The sequence below is a fragment of the Falsirhodobacter halotolerans genome (assembly GCF_022899245.1).
In the GTDB taxonomy this organism is placed as follows: Bacteria; Pseudomonadota; Alphaproteobacteria; order Rhodobacterales; family Rhodobacteraceae; genus Falsirhodobacter; species Falsirhodobacter halotolerans.
In genome coordinates, this window is sequence record NZ_JALJAZ010000001.1 from 403769 (window position 1) to 424049 (window position 20281).

At 67.5% G+C, this 20281-nt stretch carries 22 protein-coding genes; 4 read left to right on the forward strand and 18 right to left on the reverse strand.

The window, feature by feature from the left end:
• Position 1: 1 nt before the first annotated feature.
• From MU449_RS02250 to trpS, 13 genes are all read right to left on the reverse strand, one after another.
• Positions 2-760 (reverse strand): TIGR02186 family protein, encoded by a 759-nt coding sequence (locus MU449_RS02250; RefSeq protein WP_244736379.1) that lies wholly within the window; start codon positions 758-760, stop codon positions 2-4.
• On the reverse strand, positions 757-1671 hold the full coding sequence (locus MU449_RS02255) for a sulfite exporter TauE/SafE family protein (RefSeq protein WP_244736380.1): 915 nt from the start codon (positions 1669-1671) through the stop codon (positions 757-759). Before MU449_RS02255 ends, MU449_RS02250 begins: the two co-directional genes overlap by 4 nt.
• Positions 1672-1735: 64 nt before the next feature.
• Positions 1736-2533, reverse strand: coding sequence for a purine-nucleoside phosphorylase (locus MU449_RS02260; RefSeq protein ID WP_244736381.1), 798 nt, complete (start codon positions 2531-2533; stop codon positions 1736-1738).
• A gap of 1 nt (position 2534) precedes the next feature.
• On the reverse strand, positions 2535-3503 hold the full coding sequence (locus MU449_RS02265; protein ID WP_244738920.1) for an ABC transporter permease: 969 nt from the start codon (positions 3501-3503) through the stop codon (positions 2535-2537).
• The gene (locus tag MU449_RS02270) at positions 3503-4600 is read right to left on the reverse strand and encodes an ABC transporter permease (RefSeq protein WP_244736382.1); all 1098 of its coding nucleotides are present in this window, start codon (positions 4598-4600) and stop codon (positions 3503-3505) included. The genes MU449_RS02265 and MU449_RS02270 overlap by 1 nt, the downstream gene beginning before the upstream one ends.
• Positions 4600-6132, reverse strand: a complete 1533-nt coding sequence (locus MU449_RS02275) for an ABC transporter ATP-binding protein (protein WP_244736383.1) — start codon at positions 6130-6132, stop codon at positions 4600-4602. The genes MU449_RS02270 and MU449_RS02275 overlap by 1 nt, the downstream gene beginning before the upstream one ends.
• On the reverse strand, positions 6132-7121 hold the full coding sequence (locus MU449_RS02280; RefSeq protein ID WP_244736384.1) for a BMP family lipoprotein: 990 nt from the start codon (positions 7119-7121) through the stop codon (positions 6132-6134). The genes MU449_RS02275 and MU449_RS02280 overlap by 1 nt, the downstream gene beginning before the upstream one ends.
• Before the next feature lie 73 nt (positions 7122-7194).
• On the reverse strand, positions 7195-7596 hold the full coding sequence (locus tag MU449_RS02285; protein ID WP_244736385.1) for a GNAT family N-acetyltransferase: 402 nt from the start codon (positions 7594-7596) through the stop codon (positions 7195-7197).
• The gene (gene tsaB / locus MU449_RS02290; RefSeq protein ID WP_244736387.1) at positions 7586-8164 is read right to left on the reverse strand and encodes a tRNA (adenosine(37)-N6)-threonylcarbamoyltransferase complex dimerization subunit type 1 TsaB; all 579 of its coding nucleotides are present in this window, start codon (positions 8162-8164) and stop codon (positions 7586-7588) included. The genes MU449_RS02285 and tsaB overlap by 11 nt, the downstream gene beginning before the upstream one ends.
• Positions 8154-8720 (reverse strand): NifU family protein, encoded by a 567-nt coding sequence (locus MU449_RS02295; RefSeq protein ID WP_244736388.1) that lies wholly within the window; start codon positions 8718-8720, stop codon positions 8154-8156. Before MU449_RS02295 ends, tsaB begins: the two co-directional genes overlap by 11 nt.
• Before the next feature lie 73 nt (positions 8721-8793).
• Positions 8794-9249 carry a universal stress protein gene (locus MU449_RS02300; protein WP_244736390.1) on the reverse strand — a complete coding sequence of 152 codons (456 nt, stop codon included), beginning with the start codon at positions 9247-9249 and terminating at the stop codon, positions 8794-8796.
• A gap of 153 nt (positions 9250-9402) precedes the next feature.
• Positions 9403-10461 carry a hypothetical protein gene (locus tag MU449_RS02305; RefSeq protein WP_244736391.1) on the reverse strand — a complete coding sequence of 353 codons (1059 nt, stop codon included), beginning with the start codon at positions 10459-10461 and terminating at the stop codon, positions 9403-9405.
• A gap of 1 nt (position 10462) precedes the next feature.
• On the reverse strand, positions 10463-11506 hold the full coding sequence (gene trpS / locus MU449_RS02310; protein ID WP_244736393.1) for a tryptophan--tRNA ligase: 1044 nt from the start codon (positions 11504-11506) through the stop codon (positions 10463-10465).
• A 72-nt stretch (positions 11507-11578) separates the two neighbouring features.
• On the opposite strand from trpS, the gene MU449_RS02315 reads away from it, so the two are divergent.
• Complete coding sequence (locus MU449_RS02315; RefSeq protein ID WP_244736394.1) at positions 11579-12253, forward strand: rhomboid family intramembrane serine protease; 675 nt, start codon at positions 11579-11581, stop codon at positions 12251-12253.
• Here MU449_RS02315 and murJ read toward each other — a convergent pair.
• The 3 genes from murJ to MU449_RS02330 are packed head-to-tail and all read right to left on the reverse strand — an operon-like array spanning position 12244 to position 17646.
• Positions 12244-13785 (reverse strand): murein biosynthesis integral membrane protein MurJ, encoded by a 1542-nt coding sequence (murJ, locus tag MU449_RS02320; RefSeq protein WP_244736395.1) that lies wholly within the window; start codon positions 13783-13785, stop codon positions 12244-12246. The two genes, MU449_RS02315 and murJ, sit on opposite strands and share 10 nt — an antisense overlap.
• Positions 13782-16517 carry a [protein-PII] uridylyltransferase gene (locus MU449_RS02325; RefSeq protein ID WP_244736396.1) on the reverse strand — a complete coding sequence of 912 codons (2736 nt, stop codon included), beginning with the start codon at positions 16515-16517 and terminating at the stop codon, positions 13782-13784. The genes murJ and MU449_RS02325 overlap by 4 nt, the downstream gene beginning before the upstream one ends.
• Positions 16474-17646 carry a penicillin-binding protein activator gene (locus tag MU449_RS02330; RefSeq protein ID WP_244736397.1) on the reverse strand — a complete coding sequence of 391 codons (1173 nt, stop codon included), beginning with the start codon at positions 17644-17646 and terminating at the stop codon, positions 16474-16476. The genes MU449_RS02325 and MU449_RS02330 overlap by 44 nt, the downstream gene beginning before the upstream one ends.
• Positions 17647-17734: 88 nt before the next feature.
• Here MU449_RS02330 and rsmI point away from each other — a divergent pair, with 88 nt between their 5' ends.
• From rsmI to gshB, 3 genes are read left to right on the forward strand one after another with little or no spacing between them, the layout of a single operon-like run.
• Positions 17735-18568 (forward strand): 16S rRNA (cytidine(1402)-2'-O)-methyltransferase, encoded by an 834-nt coding sequence (gene rsmI, locus MU449_RS02335; RefSeq protein WP_244736398.1) that lies wholly within the window; start codon positions 17735-17737, stop codon positions 18566-18568.
• Positions 18565-18888, forward strand: a complete 324-nt coding sequence (locus MU449_RS02340; protein ID WP_244736399.1) for a YraN family protein — start codon at positions 18565-18567, stop codon at positions 18886-18888. The genes rsmI and MU449_RS02340 overlap by 4 nt, the downstream gene beginning before the upstream one ends.
• A 37-nt stretch (positions 18889-18925) precedes the next feature.
• A complete protein-coding gene (gshB, locus tag MU449_RS02345; RefSeq protein WP_244736400.1) occupies positions 18926-19858 on the forward strand; it encodes a glutathione synthase in 933 nt (310 codons plus the stop codon).
• Positions 19859-19916: 58 nt separating this feature from the next.
• Here gshB and hemP read toward each other — a convergent pair whose 3' ends face one another.
• Together hemP and MU449_RS15775 are read right to left on the reverse strand one after the other, a co-directional pair.
• On the reverse strand, positions 19917-20078 hold the full coding sequence (hemP, locus tag MU449_RS02350) for a hemin uptake protein HemP (RefSeq protein WP_244736401.1): 162 nt from the start codon (positions 20076-20078) through the stop codon (positions 19917-19919).
• Positions 20075-20209, reverse strand: coding sequence for a hypothetical protein (locus tag MU449_RS15775; RefSeq protein WP_280517623.1), 135 nt, complete (start codon positions 20207-20209; stop codon positions 20075-20077). The genes hemP and MU449_RS15775 overlap by 4 nt, the downstream gene beginning before the upstream one ends.
• Positions 20210-20281 lie beyond the last annotated feature (72 nt).

Sequence of the window (20281 nt, forward strand, 5' to 3'; positions counted from 1 at the left end):
GTCAGCGGCGCAAGAGGCGGAACAGGCCCGAGGCCCCCCACCCGGCCAGAACCGCCATCGCCAGCGCCAGAAGGCCATAGACCAATGACTGCTCGCGCGAGAGGTTGTAGAGAAACCGCTCCAACCCCGCCTTGCGCACGCCGATCTGGCGTTCCAGCATGTCCACCACCTGACCGTCGCGGGTCAGGAAGATGCGCACCCGGTAATCGCCCTCGGTCAGGTCGGCGGGCAGGGCCACGTCGGTGCGAAACAGCGTCGCTTCATCGAAGGCCACCGCGCCTTCGTTGATGCGAAAGCGGCCCTGCGCCTCGCGGATGCGAACCAGCGCGTCCAGAAAGGTCTGCGGATCGTCGGTTTCCGAACTCATCCCCACCGACCGGATCGCCTGACGGATGGTGATGCGGTGGCGCAGGTCGTCGGTCTGGCTCAGGATCTCGTCCAGGGGGCCGGTGGTTGCCACGGCATAGAAGCTGGGCGCGCTGTCCACCCGCACGGCATCCGCGTTCACCCAGATGCCGAAACTGCGATCCTTGCGCCGGACCATCACGGGGGTATGGGGTCCCTCCACCGCCACGATCACCTCAAGCGGGGGACCTTCGGGCGGGGGGGCATCGCGCTGCACCGCGCCATAGACCAGGATTTCGGTGCCGATATAATTCGTCGTGATGGTGACGGAATATTGCGACAGGCCCAGAACGATCCTCTCCTGCGCCGCGGCGGGCAGGGCGAGGGCCAGAAGAAGAAGCGCGGCGCGGATCATTCCGTCACCGTCAGGTTGAACCGCTCCGGCGGGGTCAGCACCAGATCGAGCCCGACCTTCAGGCTGACGGCCAGAACCAGAAGGGCCAGCAGAATGCGCAATTGTTCGGCCCGCAGCTTCACCCCCACCTGCGCGCCGATCTGCGCCCCGATCACCCCGCCGATGATCAGCAGAAGCGCCAGCATGATGTCCACCGTGCCGCTGGTCATCGCGTGCAGAAGCGTGGTGAAGGCCGAAACGAGGATGATCTGAAAAAGCGAGGTGCCCACCACGACCTTGGTCGGCATTCCCAGAAGATAGATCATCGCGGGCACCATGATGAACCCGCCGCCCACGCCCATGATGGCCGACATGAAGCCCACGCCCGCCCCGATCGCCAGGGGCGGCAGGACGGAGATGTAGAGGCCCGAGGCGCGGAACTTCATCTTCCACGGCAGGCGATGCACCCAGGTGTGGGTGTGCGCGCGCCGGATGGGGGCGGCGGGGTTCTTCGCCCGGCGCAACGCGCCCAGGCTTTCGCGGAACATCAGCGCGCCGATCACGCCCAAAAACAGGACATAGGACAGCTGCACGATCAGATCGACCTGCCCCCGCGCCGCAAGCCGGGCGAAGATCCAGATGCCCAGGGCCGAGCCGACCAAGCCCCCCGCCTGCAGGACCAGCCCCATGCGGAAATCCACGGCCTTGCGCTTCAACTGCGCCAGCACACCCGAGATGGAGGAGGCGACGACCTGATTGGCCCCGGTCGCCACCGCCACGGCGGGCGGAATGCCGATGAAGAACAAAAGCGGCGTGATCAGGAAGCCGCCGCCCACCCCGAACATGCCCGACATGAACCCCACGATGCCGCCCAGTCCCAGAAGAAGGAAGGCGTTGATCGAAACCTCGGCAATGGGGAGGTAGATTTGCATGGGGCGGCCGGTTTTGGGCGTGTGTCAAGCCATCGGATCAAACGCGGGGGGTGTCAAGGCATGGTCACAGGGTTCGGAGCCATTCGCGCAGCGTCGCCTCGATCTTGACCGCGCCAAGGGGGGCCACGGCCTTGGTCTGCTCATGGCTCAGCGCCTCGTCCGACAGGCCTGCGCCCATGTTGGTTATGGTGGAGATGGCCGCGACCCGCAGCCCGAGGAACCGGGCGAGGATCACTTCCGGCACGGTGGACATGCCGACGGCGTCCGCGCCGCAGATCTTGGCCATGCGGATCTCGGCCGGGGTCTCGAAGCTGGGGCCGGAGAACCAGCCATAGACGCCTTCCTTCAGGGTGACGCCCGCGCGGGTGGCGGCGTCGGTCAGGGCGGCGCGGATGGCGGGATCATGCGCGTCGTCCATCGGCACGAAGCGCGCCTCGGAATGTTCGCCCACCAGCGGGTTCGCGCTGCAAAAGGCGATGTGGTCGGACAGCAGCATCAGTTCCCCCGGCGGAATGTCCTCGCGCAGGGAGCCGGCGGCGTTGGTCAGGATGAGGGTGTCCGCGCCAAGGGCCTTCAGCACCTCCAGCGGGCGGCGCATGACGGCGGCGTCGCCATCCTCGTAGAAATGCGCCCGTCCGGCGAAGACGGCGACGCGCACCCCCTCCAGATCGCCGATGACCAGCTTCGGCGAATGGCCCGACACGCCCGCATGGGGAAAGCCGCCCAGATCGGCATAGGGGATCGTCACGCCATCGACCGCATCGGCCAGATGCGACAGGCCGGAGCCGAGGACGAGGCCGACCCGCACGGGCGCATGGCCCGCCTTGTTGCGGATATAGGCGGCGAGGGTTTCGGCAGTCATCTTATCGTTCCTTGATATAGGGTTCGCCGCCGGCTCGCGGGGGGATCGCCTTGCCGACGAAGCCCGCAAGAACCAGCACGGTCAGGACATAGGGCAGGGCTTCCAGCGCGGGGACGGGGATGTTGGTGCGGGTGATGCCCGCCACCACGTCGGGGCGCAACGCCAGCGCCTGAAAGAAGCCGAACAGCAACGTGGCCCAAAGCGCGCCCCACGGCCGCCATTTGGCGAAGATCAGCGCGGCCAGCGCGATATAGCCGCGGCCCGCCGTCATCTCACGCCCAAAGCCTGCCTGCAGCGCGGTCGCCATATAGGCCCCTGCCATCCCGCACAAAAGGCCCGTGATCAGCACGGCGGCATAGCGGGTGCCGATGACCGACACGCCCGCCGTGTCCACCGCCGCCGGGTTCTCCCCCACGGCACGCAGGCGCAGGCCGAAGCGGGTGCGAAACAGCAGCCACCACGTCACCGGCACCGCCAGCAGCGCCATATAGACGAGGATGGAATGCCCCGAGATCACCTCGGCATAGAAACGCCCGAAAATGGGCACGCCGCGCAGGGTGTCGGCGAAGGGCAGGGTGATCTCGTTGAACCGCGCGGCCCCCGACAGGGCGGGCGTCCGGCCCCCCTGGCTGAACGCCGCCTGCGCCACCAGCACCGTGATGCCCGAGGCGAGGAAGTTCAACGCCACGCCCGAGATCAGCTGGTTGCCGCGAAAGGTGATCGACGCGATTCCGTGCAGCACCGCCCAGACGACCGACGCGCCGATCCCCGCCGCAAGCCCCGCCCAGGCCGACCCCGTCAGAAACGCCACCGCGCCCGAGGACATGGCCGCGACCAGCATCTTCCCCTCAAGCCCGATGTCGAACACGCCCGCGCGTTCGGACCACAGCCCCGCAAGGCAGGCCAGAAGAAGCGGCGTCGCCAGACGCAGCGTGGAATCGAGGAGTTGCAGCAGCGTTCCGTAATCCATCACGCCACCGCCTTTCCGGTCGCGACCTTGCGCGGGCGGAAGAACACGCCCAGCATCGACCGCACCATATAGCCCAAGGCACCGGTGAACAGGATCACCAGACCCTGCACCACCACCCGCAGGTCGATGGGGATCTGGGTCCACAACCCGATCTCGGCCCCGCCCTGATAGAGAAAGCCGAACAGCAGGGCTGCCAGAACCACGCCCAGCGGATGGCTGCGCCCCATCAGCGCGACGGCGATGCCGATGAACCCCGCCCCTTCGGAGGAGTTCTGAAGAAGCCGCCCGCTTTCGCCCATCACGTTGTTGATCGACATCATCCCCGCCAGCGCGCCAGACAGCGCCATGGCGATCATGATCGTCCGCACGGGGCGGATGCCGGCATAGCGGGCGGCGGGTTCGGATTTGCCGAAGGCGCGGATCTCATACCCCAAGGGTGTCCGCCACAGCAGGGCCCAGACCCCCACGCAGGCGATCAGCGCCACGAACAGCGAGATGTTGACCGGCACGGGCGAGGTGAAGATCAGGCTCAGCCCCGGAATGTCCGACAGCGCGGGGATGCCTGTCGCGAACCGCGCGGTGGCAGGTTCCGCCTGTCCCGGCGGGCGCAGGATGTCGACCAGGATCCAGACGATCAGGGCATAGGCGATGTAGTTGAACATGATCGTCGTGATGACGATGTGGCTGCCGCGTTTCGCCTGAAGCCAGCCCGGAATAGCCCCCCAGATCGCGCCGAAGGCGGCGGAGGCGAGGATGGCCGCGGTGAAGGCGATGGTCCAATGCGGCCACGGCACGAACAAAAGCACCATGGCGATGCCAAGGCCGCCCAGCTGCGCCTGCCCTTCACCGCCGATATTGAACAGGCCCGCATGAAAGGCGATGGTGACCGCCAGCCCCGTGAAGATGAAGCTGGTGGCGTAATAGAGCGTATAGCCCCAACCATAGGCCGAGCCGAGCGCGCCCGTGACCATGGTCGTCAGCGCCTCCCACGGGCTTTGCCCGATGGCGAGGATGACCAGCGTGGCGCAGATCGCCGCCAGCAGAACGGAGACGAGCGGCACAAGGAGGATGTCCGCCCAACGTGGTATCGGCTGCATCACCCCTCCACCCCGGCCATCATCAGGCCCAGTTCGCGTTCATTGGTTGCCTTCGGGTCGCGTTCGCCCATGATCCGCCCGTCGCACATGACGGCGATGCGGTCGGACAGGGCCATGATCTCATCCAGCTCCACCGACACCAGAAGGATGGCCGCGCCCCGATCGCGCAGGGCGACGATCTGCTTGTGGATGAACTCGATCGCGCCGATATCGACGCCCCGTGTGGGCTGGCCGATCAGAAGAAGGTCGGGCCCCCGTTCGATTTCCCGCGCAAGGATGATCTTCTGCTGGTTGCCCCCGGAGAAATGTTTGATCGCAAGGTTCGGCAGCGGGGGGCGCACGTCGAACCGGTCCATCTTGGCGGCCGTGTCGGCGCGCAGGGCGGCATGGTCGCTGAACGCCCCGCGCCGGAAGGCCGGATCGCGGTGATAGCCGAAGGCGATGTTTTCCCACGCCGCGAAATCCATGACCGCGCCCAGATGCTGACGATCCTCGGGGACATGGCCGATGCCCATGCGGCGGCGGTCCTGCCCGTCCTCGCGCCCCGAAAGGTCGAGGTCCGTGCCCTTCAGGCTGACATGCCCCGTGCCGCCCCGGATGCCGCCCAGAACCTCCAGCAGTTCCGACTGGCCGTTGCCGGCCACCCCGGCGATGCCCAAGACCTCCCCCCGCCGCAGGGTGAGGGAGACGCCCTTCAGACGCTCCACCCCGCCCTCGGTCGCGCGCAGGTCGTCCACCACCAGAACGGGCGTGCCCACCGTGGCTGGCGCCTTTTCCACCCGCAGCAGCACCTTGCGTCCGACCATGCGTTCGGCCAGATCGGCGGGCGAGGTGTCGCGGGTCGCGACCGTGCCCACCATCTCGCCCCGCCGCATGACGGAGACCGCGTCGGTAATCTCCATCACCTCGCGCAGCTTGTGGGTGATCAGGATGACCGTCTTGCCCTGGTCCTTCAGCCCGCGCAGGATGCGGAACAGATGGTCCGCCTCGGCGGGCGTCAGAACGCCGGTGGGTTCGTCCAGGATCAGGATGCGCGCGTCGCGGTAAAGGGCCTTCAGGATCTCCACCCGCTGCTGGTATCCGACGGACAGATCCTCGATCCGCGCATCGGGATCGACGTCCAGCCCGTATTCGCGCGAAAGATCCTCCAACACCTTGCGCGCCTTGCGCAGCGACGGGCGCAGAAGCCAGCCGTCCTCCGCCCCGAGCACGATGTTTTCCAGAACGGTGAAGTTCTGCACCAGCTTGAAATGCTGGAACACCATGCCGATGCCCGCGCGGATTGCGGCCTGGCTGTCGGGGATCTGCACCTCGCGCCCGTCGATCAGGATCTGCCCCGAATCGGCGCGGTAAAAGCCATAGAGGATCGACATCAGCGTCGATTTCCCGGCCCCGTTTTCGCCGATGATGCCGTGGATCGTGCCCGGCCCTGCGCGGAACGAGATGTCGCGATTGGCCTGCACCGCACCGAACGCCTTGGCGATCCCCCGCAATTCGATTGCGGGGGGCGCATGATCCACGGGCGGGGTCATCAGAAGCCGGCGACCGGGCAGGTGTCGTCGGCCATGTAGTCGTGGACGTCGATCTCGCCGTTGATGATCCGGGTCGTGGCTTCGGCCACGGCGGCCTCCATCTCGGGCGTGATCAGGGCGGCGTTGCTGTCGTCCACCGGGACGGCCACGCCTTCATCGGCCAGCCCCAGAACCACGGTGCCGGGTTCCACGGCATCGCCGGCGGTGAAGGCGTCGAACACCGCATTGTCCACCCGCTTGACCATCGAGGTCAGGACCTGACCGGGGTGGAGCATGTTCTGGTTGCTGTCCACGCCGATGGACAGGATCCCTTCATCCGCCGCCGTTTGCAGGATGCCGATGCCGGTGCCCCCTGCCGCGGCAAAGATCACGTCCGCCCCTTGGGCAATCTGGGCGCGGGTCAGTTCGCCGCCGCGCACCGGGTCGTTCCAGGCGGCGGGGGTGCTGCCGGTCCAGCTGACCAGAACCTTCGCATCCGGCTTGGTGGCCATGACGCCCTGGGCATAGCCGCAGCCGAATTTGCGGATCAGCGGAATGTCCATGCCGCCGATGAAGCCGACCGTCCCGGATTCGGACGCCATCGCCCCCATGATGCCCGCCAGATACGAGCCCTGCTCCTCGGAGAAGACGACTGAGCGGATGTTGGGCCCATCGACCACCGCGTCGATGATGACGAACTTGGTGTCGGGGTAATCGGGGGCGACCTGCGTCAGAACGTCGGAAAAGGCGAAGCCGGTCATCACGATCGGGTTCGATCCGGCCTGGGCAAGACGGCGCAGGGCCTGTTCGCGCTGGGCTTCGGACTGCATTTCCAGTTCGCGATAGGTGCCGCCGGTCTCCTCGGCCCAGCGGACGGCGCCGATGTTCGCCGCCTCGTTGAACGATTTGTCGAACTTGCCGCCCAGATCGAAGATCAGCGCCGGATCGGCGAAGGCTGTGCCGGACGAAAGGGTCAGCGCGGTGGCGGCCAGAAGGGCTTTGACGGTCATGATGGGTATCTCCCTGAGGGTGGCCGCGATGATCCGGCCTTGCCCCCGTTTTCCCCCGAAGGGCCGCCCTTCGTCAACCGCCTACGGTCAGGTTCCGCCGCATCATCCGCGCGTCGATCGCGCCGTAATAGCGCGGGCGGGTGCCGACGGGGACAAAGCCGTGGCGAAGATACAGGCGGATTGCGGGGGCGTTGTCGGCGGCGACCTCAAGGAACGCGGTGTCGGCGTCGGTGGCGGCGCGGGCCAGAAAGGCCGCGACCAGCCGCCCGCCGATGCCCCGACCCCGCGCGTCGGGGGCGGTGGCAAGGGTCAGCAGCTCCGCCTCGCCCGCGATGGACCGCCCGATCAGGAACCCCGCGCCGTCGCGCAGCAGAAACCCGCCGGGGGACAGGGCCGCGCCCCGCAGCGCATTGGCCGACCAGGGGGCGGGGGCGGTGAAGGAGGCCGCGTGGATGCGCGCCAGATCATCCCACATCGAGGATACGCGGCGGCGGGTCCGACGGCGGCGCGGCATCGGCCCCGCGCAGATAGAACGGGGCGGGACGGGGGCCTGCCCCCTGCATCCGGGCCTGCCGTGCGATCGCCTCGGCCAGCGGATGGAGCGGGGGGAGACGGGGGCCGTCGGGGATGGTGTCGGTCAGGCGGGCGGGCGTGTCGGGGCCATAGGTGCGGACATAGAACTCGCCCCGCCGCGCATCCTCGGCCACCACCAGCGGGCGGGGCAGGCCGAAGGCCCGCGCGTCCAGCGTGGTGACGCCGATGGCGGGAATGCCAAGCCCCAGCGCCAGACCGCGCGCGGCAGAGACGGCGATGCGGACGCCGGTGAAATTGCCGGGGCCGGTGCCGACCGCCAGCGCGTCCAGATCGCGCCATGTCAGGGCGGCGTCGGCCAGAACCTCCTCCAGCAGGGGGATCAGGCGTTCGGCTTGACCCTTTGCCATCGGTTCCTCGCGCTGGGCCAGAACCGTTTCGCCCGACAGCAAAGCGGCCGCGCAATGCGCGGCCGATGTGTCGAACGCAAGGATCGTGGCGTCAGGCCGCAACCGGACGCACCTCCAGCACCTCGGGGATGTAATGGCGCAGAAGGTTCTCGATCCCCATCTTCAGCGTCAGGGTCGAGGACGGGCAGCCCGCGCAGGCCCCCTGCATGTGCAGATACACGATGCCGCGATCGAACCCGTGGAAGGTGATATCGCCACCATCCTGCGCCACGGCGGGGCGGACGCGGGTATCCAGAAGTTCCTTGATCTGTTCGACGATGTCGCCATCTTCGCCCGTGTGTTCGGCATGGCCGCCGGCGGCGGTCGGGCGTTCGCCGTCCATCACCGGCATCCCGGACTGGTAATGGTCCATGATCGCGCCCAGAACGGCGGGCTTCACATGCATCCAGTCCTGCGTCTCGGCCTTGGTCACGGTGATGAAATCATGGCCGAAGAACACGCCCGTCACACCATCGACCGCGAAGATGCGGCGGGCGAGGGGAGAGGCGTCCGTCGCCTCGGCATTCGGGAAATCGGCGGTCCCCACCTCCAGCACGGCCAGGCCGGGCAGGAACTTCAACGTCGCGGGGTTCGGGGTCGGTTCGGTCTGGATGAACATGGGGTGCCTCCGGGGGTTACCCCCGATATGCGTGCGAAGGTCCCGCCTGTCAAGTTTTGGAATCGTTCTAATGTCAGGTGATGGCTTCCAGCCGTTCCTTCGACATGTCGCCCGGCACGATGGTCACGGGGATGGGCAGGGTGCCGGAATTGCGCGTCATATGCGTGACCAGCGGACCGGGACCGCCCTTTTCCACGCTGGCCCCAAGGACGAGGATGCCGATCTCGGGGTCTTCCTCCACCAGCTTCAGGATCTCGGCCCCGGCGTCGCCTTCGCGCACGATCAGGGTGGGGTGGACGCCCTGCCGGTCGCGCATCCATTTGGCGAAGACCTCGTAATGCGCCTCGATCCGTTCGCGCGCCTCGGCCCGCATCAGATCGGCCACGCCCATGAAATGTTGAAGTTCGTCCTGCGAGATGACGGACAGGATCACCACCCCCGCCCCGGTGTGCGAGGCGCGGAACGCGGCATAGCGCATCGCGTTCAGACATTCGCGGCTGTCGTCCAGCACCACCAGAAACTTGCGCATGTGGTTCTCCCTTTGCGGGCATGATGGGCGAAAACGGCCGCGGGGGGAAGGGGGCGCCTTCGGGCCGTCTGGGGGACGGGATGACCCGAAGGCGCGGGGCCGGGTGCGGCCACGGGGACAGGGTGGCGTGATTCGGTGACGGGTGTGTGACGATCAGCGGGCCAGCGCGCGCAGGCGGCGCAGGGCTATCGTCTGCCCCATCTGCGCCGCCAGACCCGCCAGCGACAGGATCAGCCCAAGGATTCCCGCCAGCAGGCCCGCCCCCGTGCGCGAGAGACGGACCGTCGCGCGCAGGAAGCGGGATTTGCTCAGGATCTCCATGCGGCCCACGGTGCGGGGGCCCAGCGCCTCGGCCGCGTTGGCGATGCGGCGGGCGTCGGTCGCATCATCGACATGGCGCAGCAGGTGCAGGGTCTGGACCGGGGGCAGCGCCCCTTCGATCCGCCCCACCGCGCGGGCGGTGTCGGCCACGGGGGCCAGCACGGCGGGGCGCAGCGCGCGCGTCAGGTCCGCCTGCGTCCGGACGGCGGGCAGGGTGGCCCAGTCCACGCCCTCGCGCGCGGCGCGGGTCAGGGTGGCGGTCAGGCGGGGGGACAAGAGGCGCATGCCGCGTGCGGTCTTGACCAGCCCCGCCCCCGCCTTCAGCCCCACCGTCGTCCCGCCCGAGGCGATGACGAACACCGTCGCCCCCAGCCCCACCGCCGCCAGCGCGATGTTCAGATCATCCACCTCGCGTCCGGCGGCATAGTTCATCCCCTCCCGCGCAAGTTCGGTGATGTCGCCAAGCCCCGTCAGCAGCATCGGCGCCTGACAGGCGAGTTCGGCGGACAGGCGGCATTCGCGGATGTTCCAAGCGCAGGCGGCGCAGGTGGCCATGCGGGCGGTCAGGCTGAAATCCATGTCCCGCGCGGCGGTGATGGGGGCGGGGTCCATGGGCAGGCCGCGTTCGCCCGCCACATCCACCACCGCGTCGATGGCAACCCAGTTGCGCGGATCTTCGGCCAGAAGGTCGGCCAGGCGGGCGTTCACGCGATCGGCCGTCGCCTCGCGCGCCATGGCGCGGTCCATCGCGGCGCTGATTTCGGCGGCCCCGCGATCCACGAAGGGCGTCAGGGCGGGGGTGTGGGCGATCACCCACACCGTCCAGCCCGTGAACGCCAACGAGGCCAGCGCAAACAGCGTCAGACACCCCCGCGCCAGCCGCCGGATCACATCACACCTGACGCGAGCGGATCATGCCCATGATGTCATAGACCTGCGCCACGATGGGGCGGGCGATGGCGTCGGCGCGTTCGGCCCCGCGACCGAGGATGGCGTCGATCTCGTCCGGTTCGGCCATCAGGCGGTTCATTTCCGCCGTGATCGGGCCAAGCTTGGCCACGGCCAGATCCGCCAGCGCCGGTTTGAACGTCCCGAACTGGGCGCCCGCGAACTCCTCCATCACCTTGGCCAAGGGCAGGTCGGCCAGTGCGGCATAGATGTTCACGAGGTTCTTCGCATCGGGCCGGCCCTCCAGCCCCTCCACCGTGTCGGGCAGGGGTTCGGCATCGGTCTTGGCCTTGCGGATCTTCTTGGCGATGGTGTCGGCATCGTCGGTCAGGTTGATCCGGCTGGCGTCGGAGGGATCGGATTTCGACATCTTCTTCGTGCCGTCGCGCAGGGACATGACCCGTGTGGCGGGCCCTTCGATCAGCGGTTCGGGAATGGGGAAGAAGTCCGTCTTGTAGTCGTGGTTGAACTTGGCCGCGATGTCGCGGGCCAGTTCGATATGCTGCTTCTGATCCTCGCCCACCGGGACATGGGTGGTGCGGAAGGACAGGATGTCGGCGGCCATCAGCGCGGGGTAGGCCAGAAGACCCAGCGAGGCGTTTTCGGCATTCGCGCCCGATTTGTCCTTGAACTGTGTCATGCGATACATCCAGCCGATGCGCGCCACGCAGGACAAAAGCCAGCCCAACTCGGCATGGGCGGTCACCTGGCTTTGGTTATACAGGATCGAACGCTTCGGATCGACGCCCGACGCGATATAGGAGGCCGCGATCTCGCGCGTTTGCTGGCGCAGGCGCGCGGGGTCCTGCCAGACGGTGACGGCGTGCAGATCGACCACGCAATACAGCGTCTCGATCCCCTCATCCTGTTTTTGCGCAAAACGCTTCAGCGCGCCAAGGTAGTTGCCAAGCGTCAGACTTCCCGAGGGTTGGATGCCCGAAAAGATGCGCGTGGGAAAAGCCTGAGGCGTTTGGACCGGCTCGGCCATGTGGGTTCTCCGTCTGGTATGTATCCGGCTTTGGGCTTATCGCTTGGGACCGAGATAAGGCAAGGAAAAGCGATGCAGCACGAAAATCCGGTGAACCCGTTGCCCATGGTTGTGTGGCTGCTGGCGCTGCCGATGGTGGCGCTGGAACTGGTGTTCGCCTTGGGCCAGATCGGGCTGATCGGCGATCCGGCCGCGATCGGCTGGCGGGTTCAGGCGATGGAGCGGTTCGCCTTCTTTCCCCAGATCCTGCAGGCCATGTGGGAGGCGGGCGACTGGCCGTTGGTCCAACTGATGCGGATGATCACCTATGTCTTCGTGCAAGGGTCGGTCACGCAGGCGGTGTTCGTGGTGGCGATCCTGCTGGCGCTGGGCAAGATGGTGGGGGAGGTGTTCCATCCGGCGGCGGTCTTGGCGGTGTTCGTCCTGTCCGCCGTGGTGGGGGCGATCGTCTATACCTGTGTGCCGGGGGTGCGGGTGCCGTTGATCGGCGGGTTTCCCGCCGTCTATGGCCTGATCGGGGCGTTCACCTTCCTGCTGTGGGTGAAGCTGGCGGGATCGGGGGCGCAATACCGGGCATTCTCGCTGATCGGGTTGTTGCTGGCGGTGCAGTTGCTGTTCGCCGCGCTGTTCGGAACGGGGTTCTCCTGGGTGGCGGACCTTGCGGGGTTCGTCACCGGCTTTGCGCTGTCCTTCGTGGTCAGCCCCGGCGGGCCGCAGCGGATGCTGGCCCGCATCCGTCAGCGCTGACGGCGCAGCTGGGCCTTCATGTCCGCCGGGCGGAAGGCCCCCAGCAGGAAGGCCGTGCCGAAATAGGTCACGATCCCGAGCGCGACCAGTGCGGCCAGCGCGCCATAGCGCAGCCCCTCCGTCGCCAGCGGGCCCGCAAGCGCCATCGACGCCGCCCACAGCGCCCCCCCCATGATGACCGAGGCCAGCGCGATGCGCGGCAGGCGGGCGCGCAGGCGGGCATCGGGGCGCACCGCATCCCCCATGCCTCGCGCGCCCCACCACAGCTGCGCGAACATCACCCAGCCCGAGACGGTGGTGGCCAGCGCCGCCGCAAGGAACCCGATGACCGGCATCATGCCCACGGCGAAGATCACGTTCACCACCATCGACCACAGCGCATAGCGGAACGGGCTGCGCGTATCCTCGCGCGCGTAATAAAGGGGCTGGAACAGTTTGTGCAGCACGAAGGCGGGCAGACCCAGACCATAGGCCGCCAGCACCAGCGCGGTGTTCCGTGCGTCCGTCGGGCTGAACGCGCCACGTTCATAGAGCACGCTGGTCAAGGGCAGGGCGATCACCACCAGCGCCACGGCGGCGGGAAGGGTCAAAAGGGCCGCAAACTCCATCCCGCGGTTGAAGCTGGCGCGACCGCCCTCATGATCGCCCGCGCGCAGACGGCGCGACAGTTCGGGCAGCAGCACCGTGCCGATGGCGATGCCCACCACACCCAGAGGCAGTTGATAAAGACGGTCGGCATAGGACAGCCAGCCGACCGCGCCTTCGGTGAAGCTGGCGACCTGACGCCCCACCAGAAGGTTGATCTGCACGACGCCCCCCGCCAGAACGGCGGGCCCGGCGATGACCAGCAGGCGCTTGAGTTCCGGCGTCAGCCGGGGGCGTCCGGGCAGGAACGTGTATCCTGCGCGCCGCGCCGCCCACCAGGTGAAGGCGAATTGCGCGATCCCCGTGACCGGCACCGTCCAGGCCAGCGTCAGCCCCATGTCCCAGCCCAACCGGGCGGCCAGCAGCATGGCAAGGATGAAGATGACGTTCATCATCACCGGCACCAGCGTGGCTTCGGTGAAGCGCCCGTGGGTGTTCAGCACCCCCGACATCAGCGCCACCAGCGAGATGAACAGGATATAGACGAAGCCGATCCGCCCATACTGCACCGCCAACCCGAAGCGTTCGTCGCCCACAAAGCCCGACGCCATCAGCCAGACAAGGCCGGGCATCGCCAGCGTGCCGATCAGCGTGACGGCGATCAGGACGGACCCCAGCGCGTTGAAGGCATCGGAGGCGAAGCGCTTCGGCTCCTCCCCCGCCTCGACCTTTTTCGCGAACATCGGCACGAAGGCCATGTTGAACGCGCCTTCGGCAAAGAACCGGCGGAACATGTTGGGCAGCGAGAAGGCGACAAGAAAGGCCTCGGCCACCGGCCCTGCGCCCAGATAGGCGGCCATCATGATGTCGCGCACGAACCCCACAAGGCGCGACCCGAAGGTCCACCCGCCCACGGTCAGAAAGCCGCGCGTCAGCTTTCGGCTCACCGTCCGGCCCTCGCCGCGCCATCGGCGATGGCCTTGCGCAATTTGGCCTCAAGACTGTCCCGGCGGGCGCGGGTGTGCAGTTTCAGTCCGAACATGTCTTTCACATAAAACGTATCGACGACCTGCGCCCCATAGGTCGCGATCTGCGCCGACGCAATATAGACGTTGTCGGCGGCCAGCGTGCGCGTCAGGTCATACAGAAGGCCGGGCCGGTCGCGGGTGTCCACCTCGATGATGGTGTAGATGTCGGAGCCGTCATTGTCGAAGACGATATGGGTGGGAAAGCGGAAGGCGCTGTCGCGTTTCTTGACCTTGTCGCGGTCGGCGAACGCCTCGCGCGCGACGACCTCGCCTTTCAGGATGCGGTCGATCAGCTGGCGCAGGCGGGGCAGGCGGGCAAGGTCGTAGGGCGCGCCGTCGGCGTCGTGGATCCAGAAGACCGCGGTGGCATAGCCGTCCTTGGTGGTATAGGTGCGCGCATCGACGATGTTGGCCCCGGCCAGCGCCAAGGCCCCCGCAAGGCGCGAGAAGATGCCCGGATGATCGGCCAGCGCGAAACAGGCGCGGGTGGCGGCGCGGTCCGGCTCCACGTCCAGATCGATGCGGATCTCGTCATCGCCAAGGCCGTCCAGAAGGCGGGCGAAGACCACCTGCGCCTCGGTCGGCAGGCCCTGCCAGTAGGGGGGGTAGTGGCGGGCCATTTCGGCCCGCAACCCGCGGGGGGACCAGTCGGCCAAGGCGGCGCGCAGGGCGCGGCGGGCCTCGCCCTCGCGGTGCTGGCGGTTCAGGGTTTCAAGCCCCCCTTCCAGCGCCGCCTCGGTATCGCGGTAAAGCTGGCGCAGAAGCTGCGCCTTCCAGTTGTTCCAAGTGCCCGGACCCACGCCGATGATGTCGCAGGTGGTCAGGACGGTCAGCAGGTCCAGCCGTTTGCGCGACCGCACCGCCTTGGCGAAATCGGCCACGGTGCGGGGATCGGAGATGTCGCGTTTCTGCGCCACGTCCGACATAAGAAGGTGATAGCGGACCAGCCATTCGATCGTGTCGCATTCCTCGGGCGTCAGGCCGAAGCGGCGGGTGACGCGGCGGGCGATCTGCGCCCCCAGGATCGAATGATCCTCGGGTCGGCCCTTGCCGATGTCGTGCAGCAGCAGGGCGATATACATCAGGCGGCGGAAGGTGCCGTCGCGCATCACCTCGGGCGCCACGGGAACGTCGTCCGCCATCTCCCCTTGCTCGATCCGCGCGAAGGTGGAGATGCACTGGATCGTGTGTTCGTCCACGGTATAGTGGTGATAGACGTTGAACTGCATCATCGCGACGATGCGCCCGAATTCGGGTATGAACGCCCCCAGCACCCCCAATTCGTTCATCGACCGCAGGATGCGTTCGGGGTTGCCGTGTTTCAGCATCAGGTCAAGAAAGATGCGGTTCGCCTCGCGGTCCTGCGCCATGTCGTCGTCGATCAAGGGCAGGTTCGCCGCGATCAGGCGCTGGGTGTCGGGATGCATCATCGTGCCGGTGCGCTGCACCTCCTCGAAGATGCGCAGGATGTTCAGCTTGTCGCTCAGGAACGTCGAGGGATCGCGGGGTTCGATGCGGCCGTGGTTCAGGCGGTAATCGCGTTTCAGCACCTTGCGGCGGCGCAAAAGGCCCATCAGCCGCGCCTCGCCCTTGGCATGGCGGGCCTCCAGCTCGGCCAGAAAGACGCTGGTCAATTCGCCCACGCGGGTGGCCTGGCGGAAATATTCCTGCATGAACCGTTCGACGCCGCGACGGCCGGGGCGATCCTCGAACCCCATGCGGGCGGCCACCTCCACCTGCATGTCGAAGGTCAGCTTGTCCACCGCGCGGCCGGCGGCGTAATGCAGGTGGGACCGGACGGTCCACAGGAAATCCTCGGCCGCGCGGAACAGGTTGTATTCGTCGCGGGTGAACAGATCGGCGGCGACCAGCCCTTCGGCTTTCGGCACGCGGTGCAGGTATTTGCCGATCCAATAGAGGGTCTGAAGATCGCGCAGGCCGCCCTTGCCCTCTTTCACGTTGGGTTCCAGCACATAGCGCTGGCCCCCCTGGCGTTGGTGGCGTTCGGCGCGTTCGGCCAGTTTCGCCTCGATGAACTCCGGCCCCGATTTGCGGAACAGGTCCGTCCACAGGCGTTCGGGCAGGGTGGCGGCCAGCGCCGCATCGCCGGTGATGAACCGCTGTTCCAGCAGGGCGGTGCGGATGGTGATGTCCGACCGCGCCATCGTCAGGCATTCGGACACGGACCGCGTGGCGTGGCCGACCTTCAGCTTCAAATCCCACAGGATATACAGCGTCGCCTCCACCACCGCGCGGTCGGCGTCGGTGGCGCGCGGCTGGGTCAGGAACAAGAGGTCCACATCGGAGAAGGGGGCCATCTCCTCGCGGCCATACCCGCCGACGGCGATGACGGCCAGATGGGCGTCGCCCGATTGCCCGGCCACGGCGAAGGCGGTGGTCACCAACCGATCCACCAGCGCCGATTGCCCGTTGATCAGGGCGCGGGCGTCATGAGGGTGGGCGGCGAAGGCCGCGCGCAGTTCGGCCTCGCCCTCGCGCCGAAGATCGGACAGCACGCGGATCGCCGCATCGCGCCATTGGCGCGGGTCGGCGTCGGGGGGCAGACCCTCCGCGATCCGGGAGCGGAGCGCGGAGGTGTCGGGCGGTTCAGAAACCGAAGCCGCGAGAGAAGCTGCGGGGGGCTGGGTCAATGACGCGCACCTGATTGTTGGAGATCTGCGCGATGGCCAGCGCGCGTTCGTTGGTGCCGTTCGTCAGAAGGCGGAACGCGCCGCCCGTGCCCGTAAAGCCCGAGGCCTGCGTCAGGTTCGCCTGCGTGATCGGACGCCCCGATTTCGCCAGCGCGCCGATGGCCGCGATCCCGTCATAGGCGAGGCCGGAAATCGGATGCGGCGCGCCGCCATAGGTCTGGCTGTAGCGGGCGGTGTATTGCTGCCACGGGCCCGGATCGGGCTGGGCGAACCAGCCGCCCTGCACGCCCGGCAGGCTGATCGTCTGGGTCGGGATGTCCCAGCGGGTCAGGCCCATGAACTGCACCATGTCCTGCCCCAGACCCGCATCGCGCAGGCTTTGGCTGATCATCGGCAGGGCGCCCGCGCTGTCGGCGGTCAGGAAGACGGAATTGGCCCCCGCCTCCTGGGTGCGGGTGGCGATGCCGGGGACGGCGTTGCGGATGCCGTTCTGCGAGAAGTCGTAGCCTTCCTCGCCCACCACGGTCGCGCCGGCCTGCCGTGCCCCGCTGGCGATGGCGGTGCGTCCCGCCTCGCCCGCGGCGGTGCGGTCATAGACGGTCATCACCCGCCCGGCATTGTTGCCTGCGGCGTATCCCGCCAGACGGCGGGCCGTGTTTTCGAACGTCTGGCCAAGGACATAGACATTGCCGCCCGCGACCGAGGTGTTGTTGGAGAAGGCCAGCACGTTGATCCCCTGCGGGGCCACGGCATTGCCGACCGCGTTTGCCTCGGCGGCGAAGACGGGGCCGAGGATGACCTGCGCCCCCTCCTGCACCGCAAGGCGGGCCTGCTGCGCGGCCACGCTGGCCTGACCGGAGGTGCGATAGACCTTGAGGTCGATCGTGTTCGCCCCCAAATCGCGGATGGCAAGACGGGCCGCGTTCTCCAGTCCGCGGGCCAGATCGTCATCGTTGCTGCGGCCGGATCCGGCCGGCACCAGCAGCGCGACCTGAACGGCCTGTCCGCGCGATGCGGCGGGTCCTTGGTTTGCAGTGGTCACGGGTTCGCAGGCGGCGAGCGCCAGGGCGGACAGCGCGATGGCGGCGTGGCCCAACGACTTGCGGGCGCGGGTGAAAATGGACAACATTCCCTCGGTTCCTCTATCCCGTGGCGGGTAATCCTGCGAAAGCCTAGGGCGGATGCGGGGCGAAGGCAACTTATCGAAGGGACAAAGGATGGCGACGCTGGCCCATGGGCTTTATTTCGTGGCGACGCCGATCGGGGCGGCGCGCGACATCACCCTGCGCGCGCTGGACATCCTGCGCGAGGCCGACGTTCTGGCGGCGGAGGATACGCGCACCCTGCGGCACCTGATGGAGATCCACGGCGTGGCGCTGAACGGGCGGCCGCTCGTCGCCTATCACGACCACAATGGCGGGCAGGCGACCCCCCGCCTGATCCGCGCGCTGGAGGAGGGCAAGACCGTCGCCTATGCCTCCGAGGCGGGAACGCCGCTGGTCTCCGATCCGGGGTTCGAACTGGGGCGGGAGGCGATCGCGGCGGGGCTGCCGGTGCTGACCGCGCCCGGCCCCTCGGCAGTGATCGCCGCGCTGACCGTGGCGGGGCTGCCGTCGGACCGGTTCATGTTCGCGGGCTTCCTGCCGGCCACCCGTTCGGCGCGGCAGAGGGTGCTGCGCGAACTGGCGGGGGTGCCCGCGACGCTGATCTTCTACGAATCGCCGCGGCGGCTTGCGGCGTCCCTTGCGGACATGGCCGACGTTCTGGGCCCCCGCGATGCCGCCGTCTGCCGCGAGCTGACCAAACGGTTCGAGGAGGTGGTGCGCGATCCGCTGCCCGATCTGGCCGCGACCTTTGCCGACCGCGACGTGAAGGGGGAGATCGTGGTGCTGGTGGATCGCGGCACGCCCGAAGTCGCGACCGAGGCCGACGTGGAAACCGCCCTGCGCGCCGCGTTGGAAACCGCGTCGGTCAAGGATGCGGCGGCGCAGGTGGCCGCGCGGCTGGGCCTTCCCAAGCGCGACGTCTATCAGATGGCGCTGAAGCTGTGAGCGCCACGAACCACCACGCGGGGCTCGCGGCGGAGGAGATCGTGGTGCGCCATTACGGCCTGCCCGTCGCCGCGCGGCGCTGGCGGGGGCCGGGGGGAGAGATCGACCTGATCCTGCGCGACGGCGCGCAGGTGATCTTCGTGGAGGTGAAGGCCGGACGCCGCGCCGCCCATGCCCTGCGGCCCGCGCAAGTCGCCCGCATCCGCGCCTCGGCCCTGGCTTTTCTGGGAAACGAGCCTTTGGGCCAGCGCACGGAATGCCGGTTCGACGTGGCGCTGGTGACCGATGGACGGGTGGAGGTCATTGCCAACCTGATGTGACCGCGCCACATATGGGCGCACATAGAAGGAGAGCCGCATGAAGGTCGCATTCCAGATGGACCCGATGGGGGACGTCAACATCGATGGGGACAGCACCTTCCGCATCGCGCTTGAGGCGCAGGCGCGGGGGCACACGCTGTTCCACTATCACCCGCAGCATCTGGCCTTCGACGAAGGGCGCATCACCGCGCGCGGCCAGTGGATGGAGCTGCGTCGCGAAAAGGGCAACCACGTCACGTTCTCGGACACCGAGGTGGTGGATCTGTCCACGATGGATGTGGTCTGGCTGCGGCAGGATCCGCCGTTCGACATGGGCTACATCACCTCCACCCACCTGCTCGACATGCTGCCCGACAGCGTGCAGGTGGTGAACGACCCGTTCTGGGTGCGGAACTATCCCGAAAAGCTTCTGGTGCTGACCTTTCCGCATCTGACGCCGCCGACGATGATCGCCCGCGATCTGGCGACGATCCGCGAGTTCAAGGCGCGACACGGCGACATCATCCTGAAGCCGCTCTATGGCAATGGCGGCGCGGGGGTGTTCCGGCTGGACGGCAACGATCGCAACCTGTCCTCGCTGCACGAGTTGTTCACGGGCATGAGCCGGGAGCCGCTGATCGTGCAGAAATTCCTGCCCGCCGTGTCCAAGGGCGACAAGCGTGTGATCCTGGTGAATGGCGAGCCGATCGGGGCGATCAACCGTGTCCCGCAGGAAGGCGAGACGCGGTCCAACATGCATGTGGGCGGACGGCCCGAAAAAGTGGCCCTGACCGATCGGGATCGCGAGATCTGCGCGGCGATCGGCCCGCTGTTGCGGGAAAAGGGGCAGGTCTTCGTCGGCATCGACGTGATCGGTGACTGGCTGACCGAAATCAACGTGACCTCGCCCACCGGGTTGCAGGAACTGGAGCGGTTCGATGGCACGAACGGCGCGGCCCTGATCTGGGAGGCGATCGAGGCCAAGGCCTGAGGCCCGCCTTCAAGGCCCGCCGGACATTCCGGCGGGCTTTTTCATGCCCGGCGACGGGTCACTTCGTCAGGATCAGTTTCCCCGCCCGGGTGATCCGCAGGCTGTAGATCTGCCCGTTCAGCACGATTCGCGCCTGATTGCCGCCATCGGTCAGGCGGGTGGCGTCATGCACCGGAAGCGTGGTGTCGATCAGGTGGGACAGGTCGGTCATCGCGTTCATGATGGGCGCTCCATACGATCAATGAGGGCGGTCAGGCCGTTGGACGGGGCCAGCCCGGACAGGGCTTGGCGCAGGATTTCGGGCAGGTCCGCATCGGAACCGGGGGTGGGCGTCGGCGAAGGCTGAGACATGGGTCACCTTTGGGATTCGCATCGTCTGTCCCGATAAACTGAGCGATTTACTCAGGTCTGTAAATACTGATT

What these genes read in the sequence shown, in the direction of transcription:
- MU449_RS15775 (WP_280517623.1), bottom strand. Translation starts at nt 20,209, where the DNA reads ATGTCTCAGCCTTCGCCGACGCCCACCCCCGGTTCCGATGCGGACCTG.
- rsmI (WP_244736398.1), top strand. Translation starts at nt 17,735, where the DNA reads ATGGCGACGCTGGCCCATGGGCTTTATTTCGTGGCGACGCCGATCGGG.
- MU449_RS02265 (WP_244738920.1), bottom strand. Translation starts at nt 3,503, where the DNA reads ATGGATTACGGAACGCTGCTGCAACTCCTCGATTCCACGCTGCGTCTG.
- trpS (WP_244736393.1), bottom strand. Translation starts at nt 11,506, where the DNA reads ATGGCCGAGCCGGTCCAAACGCCTCAGGCTTTTCCCACGCGCATCTTT.
- MU449_RS02270 (WP_244736382.1), bottom strand. Translation starts at nt 4,600, where the DNA reads ATGCAGCCGATACCACGTTGGGCGGACATCCTCCTTGTGCCGCTCGTC.
- hemP (WP_244736401.1), bottom strand. Translation starts at nt 20,078, where the DNA reads ATGAACGCGATGACCGACCTGTCCCACCTGATCGACACCACGCTTCCG.
- MU449_RS02300 (WP_244736390.1), bottom strand. Translation starts at nt 9,249, where the DNA reads ATGCGCAAGTTTCTGGTGGTGCTGGACGACAGCCGCGAATGTCTGAAC.
- gshB (WP_244736400.1), top strand. Translation starts at nt 18,926, where the DNA reads ATGAAGGTCGCATTCCAGATGGACCCGATGGGGGACGTCAACATCGAT.
- MU449_RS02255 (WP_244736380.1), bottom strand. Translation starts at nt 1,671, where the DNA reads ATGCAAATCTACCTCCCCATTGCCGAGGTTTCGATCAACGCCTTCCTT.
- MU449_RS02250 (WP_244736379.1), bottom strand. Translation starts at nt 760, where the DNA reads ATGATCCGCGCCGCGCTTCTTCTTCTGGCCCTCGCCCTGCCCGCCGCG.
- MU449_RS02295 (WP_244736388.1), bottom strand. Translation starts at nt 8,720, where the DNA reads ATGTTCATCCAGACCGAACCGACCCCGAACCCCGCGACGTTGAAGTTC.
- MU449_RS02280 (WP_244736384.1), bottom strand. Translation starts at nt 7,121, where the DNA reads ATGACCGTCAAAGCCCTTCTGGCCGCCACCGCGCTGACCCTTTCGTCC.
- MU449_RS02330 (WP_244736397.1), bottom strand. Translation starts at nt 17,646, where the DNA reads ATGTTGTCCATTTTCACCCGCGCCCGCAAGTCGTTGGGCCACGCCGCC.
- MU449_RS02285 (WP_244736385.1), bottom strand. Translation starts at nt 7,596, where the DNA reads ATGTGGGATGATCTGGCGCGCATCCACGCGGCCTCCTTCACCGCCCCC.
- MU449_RS02275 (WP_244736383.1), bottom strand. Translation starts at nt 6,132, where the DNA reads ATGACCCCGCCCGTGGATCATGCGCCCCCCGCAATCGAATTGCGGGGG.
- MU449_RS02260 (WP_244736381.1), bottom strand. Translation starts at nt 2,533, where the DNA reads ATGACTGCCGAAACCCTCGCCGCCTATATCCGCAACAAGGCGGGCCAT.
- MU449_RS02315 (WP_244736394.1), top strand. Translation starts at nt 11,579, where the DNA reads ATGCAGCACGAAAATCCGGTGAACCCGTTGCCCATGGTTGTGTGGCTG.